Origin of the sequence: Bifidobacterium sp. (assembly GCF_050874245.1) — a bacterium.
GTDB lineage: Bacteria > Actinomycetota > Actinomycetes > Actinomycetales > Bifidobacteriaceae > Bifidobacterium.
On the sequence record NZ_JBNMKH010000061.1, the window covers coordinates 1 to 11,043 of the forward strand.

The following is an 11,043-nucleotide window of genomic DNA, read 5'->3' on the forward strand; positions in this document are numbered from 1 at the left end:
CCTGACAAAGCCGAACCGGGCTTTGTTATGAGGAAAGGGGATAGGTAAGTCTGTTTTCGGCTTGTTACTTCTCTCCGTTCATGATGGCGGACAGCGATTGCACGCGAGGCAGGTCGAACACTTCGTCGGTGTGCACCACCTTGAGGTCCGGTCCGGCCAGCGGCACGCGCCAGTTGCAGTATTCGCTGGACGTGCCCGGCTGGTTCTGCGTGCGCGTCTCGCCCACGCCGTCCACCAGCGCGGCCTGTAGCAACACGGACGGCGACCTGAGCAGCAGCTTATGCATCGCTTCGACGATTTCCTGGATGTGGCCTTCCACATCACCGGCCACTTCCGGCGTGATCAGACCGGACTCCACCAGACGGTCCATCATGGCGTCACGTTCGGCGCGGGAGGCCGCCTCGAATTCCTCGGCCGGCCCGCTCAGCAGATGCAGCTGCTCGCGCAGCTTGACGTGCTCGAACTGCAGGTAGCCGGCGGTCGGCGGCAGGTCGTGCGTGGTGACGGAGGCCAGCGCGTACTTGCGGTACGTGGACGGATCGGCGTACGGATCGCCGGCGTTGGGGGAGTCGTCCACGCGGGCGAACCATTCCACCATGCAGCCCAGCAGACCGTGTTCGCCGAGCACTGTGCGCACGTAATCCGGCACGGTGCCCAGATCCTCGCCAACCACCAGACCGTTCACGCGGGAGGCCTCGATGGTCAGAATCGCGATCATCGCCTCGTAGTTGTACGTCACATACGCACCGCCGCGCGCGCCCTCGCCCTGCGGAATCCACCACAGGCGGAACAGGCCGAGCACGTGGTCGATGCGTACCGCGCCCGCATGGGAGAACATGTTGTGCACCATCTCGCGGTATACGCCGTAGCCGGTTTTAGCCAGATAGTTCGGATTGAACGGCGGCTGTCCCCAATCCTGGCCCTGCTGGTTGTAGAAGTCCGGCGGGCATCCAACGGTGACGCTGCCCACGGCGAAGCGTTCCGGATTCCACCACACGTCCGCTCCGAGCGCATGCACGCCCACGGCCATGTCCTGCATGAGGCCGAGCGCCATGCCGTTCTCGCGCGCAGCATTCTGCGCGGCGGTGACCTGCTCGTCAGCGATCCACTGCAGCCAGCATTCGAAGTCGACCATGTCGGCGTGATCGCGCATGAGCTCGGCCACTTCCGGCGAATCACGGTTCGTGTCCTTGAACCACGTGCCCTCCCACGGAGCACCCCACACCTGGAACGCCACCGACCATGCGGCGAACGCGCGCAGATCCGGGCCTGCGGCCTTCTTGAACGCGTCGAACGCGGCTTGGCGCTCGGCGGAACGTGGCACTGCGTAGACAAGCTTCAGCGCCTGGCGCTTGTGCCACCAGGAAGAGTTGATGTCGAGCGGTTCGGTACTGTCATTGGCGGGCGCGACTTCGGCGTGCAGCCGTGCGACTTCGGCGCGGTCCTCCTCGCTCAGACCGGCGAATTCCTCGATGTCCTGCGGACGGATGTACGTCACGTTGAGGAAGCGGCGCGATTCCGGCAGATACGGCGACGGTTCCAGCGGCGGCACCGGTGCGGTGGCGTGGATCGGGTTGATGAGCATGAAATCGGCATGCGATTTGGTGGCGGCGTCGGACAGCAGCAGCTTCAGATCGCCATAGTCGCCCACGCCCCAGGATTCGGCGGAACGGATGGAATACATCTGCGCCATCCAGCCCCAACGCTGCTTTTCGGCCACTGCTGCCGGCAGTTCGATGCGTGCCGGCGCGCAGATCAGCGTCGCTTCGGCGTGCAGCGGGCCCGCGTCGACGGTCAGCGTATGGTATCCGGCGGGGATGTCGTCCGGCAGCGCCAACTGCAGCGTGCCATCATCCTGTCCGTCGTCGGCGTCGGCCGGAGCGGCCGTCAGATGTGCGGCCAGATCGCCCTTATATTGCGTGCCGTCCTCAAGCGTCAGCGTCAACGTGACCTTGTTGCCCTTCGCGCGGATCGGCGTCACGGCTTCCTTGCCGATGAACTTCACGATGGTCGGTTCGACGAGCGTGTCGGCGATGCGCTGCTTGGTCGCCGCGTACGATGCCGCGATGGCCTCGTCGCTTGAAGCGTCCACGCCGAGCGCGGCCAGTACGGAGACGAGCACCTCGTCACGGATTTCCACGTATGTGCCGAGCTGGTCGATGTATGACGTGGAGATGCCGTTGAGCTTGGCGAGTTGGATGAGCGGTCGTGCGATGCGTTCCGCGCTTTCGGTCTGCGGGGTCTGTGCCATTGGTCCCTTCTTTCCATGCCGTTTTTGCGGCGAATGCTGCATTGCTTTGCGATGCCGACGCTACGGTGCCGTCGGTGGTCGCACCATCAACAACTATAGCATGGCTGAAATCGTTTTCAAAGTGTGTTTTGCAGCAAAATGCATTGCAAAATAGCCTTTTTGCGACTATTTATACAATGATTAAAAATTGAAATTCAATTTTCGGACTGCATATCGTTTGCAGTGTTAGACGGATGTCGGATGGATGCCGGATTGCGGCGGATGATTACCGAAAGTGGTGCCGGATATTATCGTCCGACGTCACTTCCGGTAATCGTTCGGCGCTACTTCCGACGCCGCCCCCGGCTGTCGCTTCCGTCACCGTTTCCGGCAGTGTCCGACGTCTTTATTCGGCCTTGAGTATTGCAAAGCTTTGCAAACCAAGTTGCAGGGAAGTGCCGTCGAGCTCGGTTTCGCCGATTTTGAAAATCTCGCGGTAATTACCTTCTGGTAACTGCAAAGCTTTGCAATCGCGGCTCGGATTGACCGCCACAATCACCTGCTGCGAATCCGTCGAACGGACGAAAGCGAACACCCTTTTTCGTTCGATTGCATGGAACGAGGCGTCGGTCTGCAATGCGGCATTGGCCCCCTTCATATGCAGCATGTCGCGCACGATATGCCAGAGCGACCCCTCGTCCGCCTGCTGCGCCGCAACGGTCGGTGCGTCGGCTGCGGTATCGGTCGGCAGGTATTCGCCGCCCGCCAGACCGTCGGTCGAACCGTCGTCGCCCCACTGCATCGGAGTGCGCGAACCGGTGCGCACGTAGCCGCCTTCCTTGGTGGGCAGCTGGCGGTACCGCATGCCGATCTCATCGCCGTAATACAGGAACGGCACGCCTGGCAACGCGAACAGCGTGCAGTAGGCCAGCGCGATCTCACGCGGGGAGAGACGTGGCGCCACGCGTGCGGTGTCGTGGTTGCAGGTGACGAAATTGAAGCTGCCTCCATAGGCTTCGGTCTCGCGTAGACGAGGTTCGTATTCGCGCAGAAAATCGCCGATTTCAGTACCGGAATCCGCGTTGAAATAGCTGGTGTCGCCTTCGCGGCTCAGCGGGTCGTCGGTGTTGCGCAGCAACATGTTGTAGCCATTGGGAATGCCGTCCCAACGCCAATCGAGGTAGAAATCCATGTCGAAACCGGCGGCCATCGACTCGTTCGGACGCCCCCATTCCGAGACGAACGCGGCTTTGGGAAACTCCGGTCGGATCTGGGCGAACATGTACTGCCAGGTACGGATCGTATAGGGTTTGCCGGCGTCGTCCTTCTTGACGAGGCTGTCGGCCATGTCCACGCGGAAGCCGTCCGCTCCCAGCGAAAGCCAGAATCGCATGACGTCCACCATCGCATCGCAGGTGGCCTTGGCCTCCGGGCCGAGCGCGGGTTGCTGCCAGGAGCGCGTGGGGTGGGCGAAGCCGTAGTTGAGCGCCGGCTGGCACTTGAAGAAGTTCAGTATATAGGTGCCGTCGCGGGGCGATTCCCCGCCGACGAACGGCAGTCCGTCGCCGCCGGCAATCCACGAATCCGTCCAAATATAGCGGTCGGAATACGCGTTGCGTTCGGCATCGCTGCTGCGGCGGAACCAGGCGTGCTCCTCGCTGGTATGGCCCGGAACGAGGTCGAGAATCACATGCATACCGCGTTGATGCGCGGCGTCGAACAGTGCGATGAGGTCTTCGTTGGTGCCGTAGCGCGCCGCCACCTTCTTGTAGTCGCTCACGTCATAGCCGGCGTCCTTGAACGGCGATTCGAAGCACGGGTTCAGCCAGATGGCGTTGCAGCCGAGATCCTTGATATAGTCCAGTTCCGCGGTGATTCCGGGGATGTCGCCGATGCCGTCCCCATTGGAATCGGCGAAGGACTGCGGATAGACCTCGTAGAACACGGCATCGGAGAGCCATGCTGGTCGGGGGTTGCGCGCGGGGGAAATCATGAGGGTGTGTCTCCTTGGTATTTCGCGGTTTGAGGTGTTTCGCTGGAACAATCATAACGCCGAATTGCAAACGTTGGCAGAAACGTGCTACACTAACAAGCACTGATGCATTTTCGGTAGCCCCAATGCGGTAGGCATTCATCCGAGAAACGATGATGTGAACGTATGCAGGGTTTTGGTCCATACCATCCAACCGAGGGTGCTGCAGAGCACAAGGATATGTGAGGAAAGGAAGATCAATGAAGATCGATTGGAAGAAGGCAATCGGACTTACTGCTGCTGTTGCCATGCTGGTTCCGCTCGCTGCGTGCGGCGGCTCCGACAACGGTGGTAGCGATCAGAAGGCCTCCAGCACCCAGGACATCACCCTGAGCGTCTGGGCTCCGCAGGAAGACCAGGCCAAGGACGCCAACTGGCTGGGCAAGGTCGAAGAGAACTTCGCCAAGGAGCACTCCGAGTACAACATCACTTGGAAGAACGACGTCGTCTCCGAAGGCGATGCCTCCAAGCAGGTCGGCACCGATCCGTCCGCCGCCGCCGATGTCTACATGTTCGCTTCCGATCAGCTGGGCACCCTGATCGATGCCGGCGCTATCGGCCAGCTGGGCACCGATGCCGCGAAGCAGGTGAAGGAACAGAACGGCGACCTCGAGATCAACTCCGTCACCGGCACCGATGGCAAGCTCTACGGCGTGCCATACACCGACAACACCTGGTTCATGTACTACAACAAGTCCAAGATCACCGAAGACGAGGCCAAGGACTTCGACGCCATGCTCGCCAAGGCCAAGGTCACCTTCCCGCTGTCCAACTCCTGGTACGTCAACGGCTTCTTCGATGGCCTGACCCTGTTCGGTGAGAAGGGCAACAACGCGAAGGCTGGCATGGTCTTCCCGAAGGATGGCGGCGATGTCACCGCTTACCTGGCTGACGTTGTGGCCAACCCGAACTTCTCCAACGACGATGGCGCTTCCGGCCTCGCCGCCATCAAGGATGGTTCCGCCGACGTGCTGTTCTCCGGCACCTGGTCCGCTGCTGACGTGAAGAAGGCTCTGGGCGACAACTACGCCGCCACCTCCCTGCCGACCTTCACCGTGAACGGCCAGAAGAAGCAGATGAAGTCCTTCGCCGCCACCAAGGCCGCCGCCTACAACCCGAACTCCAAGAACGCCAAGGCCGCCGCCCAGTTCGCCGCTTACCTCGGCTCCACCGAGTCCCAGAAGCTGCACTACGAGCTGCGCCAGATCCCGCCGACCGACAAGTCCCTGTCCGACCTCACCAAGGACGACATCGCTGCCCAGGCTCAGGCCGACACCATGGCCAACACCGCCATCCTGCAGTCCGGTCTGTCCGGCATGAACGATTGGTGGACCCCGGCCGAGACCTTCGGCAAGGCCCTGATCAACAAGGAAATCACCAAGGACAACGCTGCCGCTAAGTTCCAGGATTGGGTCAAGCAGGCTGGCGGCAAGATCGCCGAGTGATTGCCTTCGGGTGCATCAAACCGATAACTGAAAACTCATAACTGAATAAGCAGGGCGGCTGGTACTGCCAAATCCCCCCAGTCGTCCTGCTACTTTGAGAAGCGCTTCGAGTCGCGGTGTTTCTCCCCACTCTGCATAGTGGCTCACTCCTCCTCCGAGCTTTGCATCCCGGGCAAGGTTTTTAAATTCTCCTTCCCCTTGTCCGGAAGCAAAGCTTTTTTTATCTTTCAATATCCATATGAGAGGGCGGTCGAAATGACAGCAACAACTCTTTCCCCACGGGAAATGAAGCGCCGCCGGAAGCAGGGCGCTGATTACGTTCCCCCGTCGCCGTATACGGTGAAGGCGGCGTTCCAGCACGGTGATCTGTTCACCAAGCTTTCCGCCGTGGTGTTCGGCCTTGGCAATATCGTGCGCAAGCAGTATGTCAAGGGCATCACCATGCTGGTGCTGGAAATCGCATACATCGTGTTCATGGTCACCAATGGTGTCGGCTACCTGTCCAAGCTGCCGACCTTGGGCACCAACAAGGGTGGCAAGAAGTTGGTCGACGGCTTCTGGGTCTACACCGAGCCCGACCGCTCCGTGGTCATCCTGCTGTACGGCGTGGCCGCGCTGGTCATCACCGCCGCCTTCATCGGCTTGTGGGTCATGTCCGTGCGTGCCGCGTACAAGTCGCAGGTGCTGCTTGAGGAAAACGGCAAGACGCCTTCCTTCATGGACGACCTGCGCGAACTGCTCGACGCCAAGGCGCATGTGCTGCTGATGTTCCTGCCGACGCTGGGCATCGCGGTGTTCACCGTGCTGCCGCTGATCTTCATGATCTCCATGGCGTTCACCAGCTATGACCACAAGAACCTCGTGCTGTTCCACTGGGTTGGCCTGAAGAACTTCGCCACCGTCTTCTCCAACAGCGGCGGCACGGTCAACGCTGGCCTGTTCATGCGAGTGCTGGGATGGACCCTGATTTGGGCCTTCTTCGCCACCTTCCTGAACTTCTTCCTGGGCATGTTCGTGGCCATGATCATCAACCGCAAGACCACCCATTTCAAGGGCTTCTGGCGCGCATGCTTCTCCATGTCCATCGCGGTGCCGCAGTTCGTGTCCCTGCTGGTCATGCACACCATGCTCCAGCCGCAGGGCGCCGTGAACCGCATGCTGCAGGCGTGGGGTTGGATTGACGGCCCGCTGCCGTTCTTCACGAACGCCACTTGGGCTCGCGTCACGGTCATCGTGATCAACCTCTGGGTCGGCATCCCGTACACCATCATGCAGATCACCGGTATTCTGCAGAACATCCCGGCCGACCAGTACGAGGCCGCGAAGATCGATGGCGCCAACTGGTGGCAGATCTTCACGAAGATCACCATGCCGTACATCATCTTCGTGCTCACCCCGTACCTGATCACCACCTTCACCGGCAACGTGAACAACTTCAACGTCATCTACCTGCTCTCCGGCGGCGATCCTACTCCGCTGGGCGATTCCGCAGGCTCGACCGATCTGCTTATCACCTGGCTGTACAAGCTGACCGTCGATAAGAACGATTACAACCTCGGCGCAGTGATCGGCATCATGACCTTCATCGTGTTGGCCATCGTCTCGCTGGTCACCTACCGCAATTCCGGCTCCTACAAGAACGAGGAGGCATTCCGATGAGCAACAATCACTCCCAGGTCAAGGTAGAAAGCCACGGCTTCCTGCACGACCAGAAGATCCGCCGCATCACCGGCGACGTCTTCGCCCACCTGTTCCTGGCCATCCTGGCCATCATCTGGCTGGTCCCGATCGTGTGGGTGTTCGCGGAATCGTTCAACAAGAACACCGCCCCGTACACCAGCTCCTTCTTCCCGAAAGAGTGGACGCTGGACAACTACAAGGTGCTGTTCACCGACCGCAACGTGCTGGACTTCCCGAAGATGTTCGGCACCACGTTCATCATCGCGTGCTTCACCTGCGTGATCTCCGTGGTGTTCGTGCTCTCCGTGGCGTACTGCATGAGCCGTCTGCGCTTCCGCGTCCGCAAGACCTTCATGAACGTCGTGCTGATCCTCGGCATGTTCCCGGGCATCATGGCCGTCACCGCCATCTACTTCATCCTGAAGGCCCTCGGCCTCGCTGACGGCAACATGACCATCGTGGCTCTGATTCTCGTCTACTCCGCCGGCTCCGGCGCGGGCTTCTACGTGATGAAGGGCTACATGGACACCATCCCGACCTCGCTTGACGAGGCCGCCCTGCTCGACGGCTGCACCCGTTTCCAGGTGTTCTACAAGATCATCATCCCGATCTGCAAGCCTATGATTGTCTACCAGGCCATCATCGGCTTCCTGACCCCGTGGCTCGACTTTGTCATGGCCAAGGTAATCTGCCGCACGCAGTCCAACTACACCGTGGCATTGGGCCTGTGGCTCATGCTGCAGAAGGAATACATCCAGAACTGGTACGCCCGCTTCGCCGCGGCCGCGGTCGTGATCTCCATCCCGATCGCCATCCTGTTCATTGTGATGCAGCGCTTCTATCAGGAGTCCATGTCGGGCTCCGTGAAGGGCTAAAGAAAGGCAAAGGATATGACGCTCGTAGACAGCTTCGCACAGCCGAATACGAGCGTCGCCGAACCGTTCCCGCTGTGTCTGGAACGGCCGCTGGGTGCCGTGGTTACTGAAACCGGCACCCAGTTTGCTCTCTGGGCGCCTTCCGCACAGAAGGTGACACTGCGACTGTTCATGCGCGGCTCTACGGGGGAAGACGGCGACGCTCTGATCGGACAGTACCCGATGCGTTCGGAATCCGACGGTTCCTGGACGTATGATTTCGCCGACAACAAGCACGGCGTATATTACGACTTTTTGATTGAACGCGATTGCGGTTCCGTCGACCGCGTCGCCGACCCGTGGGCGTACGGCGCCGGAGTGAACGGCCGCCGCAGCATGGTTGTCGATTTCGATCGCACCAATCCGGACGGCTGGGAAGACGACCGCACGCCCGACGTTCCGCTTGCGCAGACCGTGGTCTGGGAAACGCACGTGGGCGATTTCAGCAACGACTCGGCCGGTGGCTTTCCCGCATCGCACCGTGGCAAATATCTTGCTTTCACGGACGATGGGACCACGCTGGAAGGCCATCCCGATTTTCCGACGGGCATCGACTATCTGAAGAAGCTTGGTGTGACTGCGGTGCAGCTGATGCCGATCTACGACTTCGGTTCCGTGGACGAAGCCACCTGCAATCGCTATAACTGGGGCTACGACCCTGTTAACTACAATGTGCCGGAAGGCTCGTACTCCACCAATCCGTTCGACGGCACCACGCGCATCCGCGAGGTCAAGCGGATGGTGCAGGCGCTGCATGCGGCCGGCATCAAGGTGATCATGGACGTGGTCTACAACCACATGTTCTCCACCGACAACTGGTTCGAACGCGCCGTACCGGAATATTTCCTGCGCCGCAAGCCGAACGGGGCGTTCTCCAACGGCTCCGGTTGCGGCTGCGACATGGCCACCGAACGTAAGATGTTCCGTCGTTTCATCGTGGAATCGGTGACGTTCTGGGCGCGCGAATACCACATGGACGGCTTCCGCTTCGACCTGATGGGCCTTATCGACGTGGACACCATGAACGCCGTGCGCGCCGCGCTGGACGAGATTCCCGGCCGCGGACGCGACATCCTCATGTACGGCGAACCGTGGTCCGCCGGAGCCACCTCGCCGCTGCCTGCTGACACGGTGCTGGCCGACAAGTCCGGCCTGCCGAAGCTTGACGATCGCATCGGCCATTTCTGCGACACCACGCGCGACACCATCAAGGGACACGTGTTCTATTCCGACCGTCCGGGCTACGTGAACGGCGGCATGCACGAGAACGCGCCGGCCGTGCGCGAGGCCGTGGACGCGTGGCGCCACGGCAGGCACCCGGAAGGCAAGCCGGGGCAGATCATCCAGTACATCTCCGCGCATGACGACCTGACGCTGTGGGACAAACTGTGCGCGAGCCTCGCGGCCGGATCGTTGGGCAGCGCGGTGTCCGAAGGCGAGAACGAGAATACCGTGGATGTGCCGAAAGTCATGTACGACGCCGATTTCTCGGCCGAGAACCTGGCCTCCCTCAATCCGCGGTTGGCGGCCGCGTTGACGGATGTGATGGATGCCAACAAGCTGGCCGCGGGCATCACGCTCACCTCTGCGGGCATTCCGTTCATGCTGTCCGGCGAGGAGTTCGCCCGCACCAAGTTTGGCAGCTCCGATTCGTACGATTCCGCCAAGGAGCTGAATTGGCTGGATTGGCACCGCGCGTGGCGCATGCGCGATCTGATTGGCTACTACGCGAAGCTGATCGCGTTGCGCAAGTCCGATCCGCGGTGGTTCGACGGCGAACGTGAGATCGTCAACACGGAAGGCGACGAGCTGGTATACCGTGTCGGCGACTACCTGGTGGCCGTCAATCCGGGAAAGCACGTCGGCGTGATCGACGTGGGTGCCACGGGCGTGGACCAGCTTTCCGGACCCCCGCGCTTCTGGTGCGGCTGCGGCTCGTCTAGGGGGTCCATGGAAGGCAATGTGAACGCGGGTGACGGCGATTATCTGATCATTCCGTCGCATACGTTTGCAATCTGGCGGCTACAGTAATACTCTCATTACAGGAATATCCTTAATAGGAGAGTTGCAGCAAACGGCGGCCGCGAAGCTGCGGTCGCCGTAACCGTACGGCAATGGGGCCGGATGATCAGAAAGGATGCGGTAGGCACGATGATGGGAACCGGAGCGCACAATCCACGATATGAAGTGGTGTTTTTCGACCTTTACGGCACGTTGATCGACATCCGCACCGACGAGCAGAGCGACGCCGCCTGGCAGGCTTTGTATGATTGCGTCCGCGAATTGGGTGCGGAATACGGTTCGGTCGATGAGATGCGCGACCGTTTCGACAAGCTTGAGACCCGGGAAATGGTCCATCAGGCGAATCGTGCAATCGTTCGCAATGGTTGGGACGAGTTCGACATACTGCCGGTCTACCGCTCGCTGCTGATGCACCGCGACGAGGAGGCGGAGAAGAAGCTGGCGTTGCCGCAGGCCGCGCTGAAGGCCGCGTGGGCGTTCCGCCAGGGTAGTACCAGCATGATCCGCCTGTATCCGGGCGCGTTGGACATGATCAAGACGTTGCAGGACGCCGGCGTGGTCGTGGTGCTGCTGAGCAACGCGCAGGCCTGCTACACGCGTCCGGAATTGGAGATGACGGGACTGTCGAGCGTGCTGGACGACGTGATCATCTCCAGTGAGGAAAAGATCCGCAAGCCCGCGCGCGACCTGTACATGCTGGCGCTCGACCGCGAGTTCGTC

General features: G+C 60.8%; 7 protein-coding genes. 5 read left to right on the forward strand and 2 right to left on the reverse strand.

Annotated elements, in window-relative coordinates; all coding sequences use genetic code 11:
• Nucleotides 1-64 precede the first annotated feature (64 nt).
• Nucleotides 65-2,251, reverse strand: coding sequence for a 4-alpha-glucanotransferase (malQ, locus tag ACR0P8_RS07170; protein WP_432624435.1), 2,187 nt, complete (start codon nt 2,249-2,251; stop codon nt 65-67).
• A gap of 385 nt (nt 2,252-2,636) precedes the next feature.
• Entirely contained in the window at nt 2,637-4,223 is a 1,587-nt protein-coding gene (locus tag ACR0P8_RS07175) for an alpha-amylase family glycosyl hydrolase (protein WP_432624436.1), read from the reverse strand.
• A 239-nt stretch (nt 4,224-4,462) separates the two neighbouring features.
• Between ACR0P8_RS07175 and ACR0P8_RS07180 the strand changes: the two genes are divergently transcribed.
• From ACR0P8_RS07180 to ACR0P8_RS07200, 5 genes are all read left to right on the forward strand, one after another.
• On the forward strand, nt 4,463-5,707 hold the full coding sequence (locus tag ACR0P8_RS07180) for an extracellular solute-binding protein (protein WP_432624437.1): 1,245 nt from the start codon (nt 4,463-4,465) through the stop codon (nt 5,705-5,707).
• A 285-nt stretch (nt 5,708-5,992) separates the two neighbouring features.
• On the forward strand, nt 5,993-7,366 hold the full coding sequence (locus tag ACR0P8_RS07185) for a carbohydrate ABC transporter permease (protein ID WP_432624441.1): 1,374 nt from the start codon (nt 5,993-5,995) through the stop codon (nt 7,364-7,366).
• Complete coding sequence (locus ACR0P8_RS07190) at nt 7,363-8,262, forward strand: sugar ABC transporter permease (protein ID WP_432624438.1); 900 nt, start codon at nt 7,363-7,365, stop codon at nt 8,260-8,262. The genes ACR0P8_RS07185 and ACR0P8_RS07190 overlap by 4 nt, the downstream gene beginning before the upstream one ends.
• A gap of 15 nt (nt 8,263-8,277) precedes the next feature.
• Nucleotides 8,278-10,332, forward strand: coding sequence for an alpha-amylase family glycosyl hydrolase (locus ACR0P8_RS07195; protein ID WP_432624439.1), 2,055 nt, complete (start codon nt 8,278-8,280; stop codon nt 10,330-10,332).
• A gap of 93 nt (nt 10,333-10,425) precedes the next feature.
• On the forward strand, nt 10,426-11,043 hold a 618-nt coding region (locus ACR0P8_RS07200), incomplete at its 3' end, for an HAD family hydrolase (protein ID WP_432624440.1).

Bases quoted from the DNA above. Each gene is read 5' to 3' on its own strand.
- malQ (WP_432624435.1), bottom strand. From the start codon at position 2,251: ATGGCACAGACCCCGCAGACCGAAAGCGCGGAACGCATCGCACGACCG.
- ACR0P8_RS07175 (WP_432624436.1), bottom strand. From the start codon at position 4,223: ATGATTTCCCCCGCGCGCAACCCCCGACCAGCATGGCTCTCCGATGCC.
- ACR0P8_RS07180 (WP_432624437.1), top strand. From the start codon at position 4,463: ATGAAGATCGATTGGAAGAAGGCAATCGGACTTACTGCTGCTGTTGCC.
- ACR0P8_RS07185 (WP_432624441.1), top strand. From the start codon at position 5,993: ATGAAGCGCCGCCGGAAGCAGGGCGCTGATTACGTTCCCCCGTCGCCG.
- ACR0P8_RS07190 (WP_432624438.1), top strand. From the start codon at position 7,363: ATGAGCAACAATCACTCCCAGGTCAAGGTAGAAAGCCACGGCTTCCTG.
- ACR0P8_RS07195 (WP_432624439.1), top strand. From the start codon at position 8,278: ATGACGCTCGTAGACAGCTTCGCACAGCCGAATACGAGCGTCGCCGAA.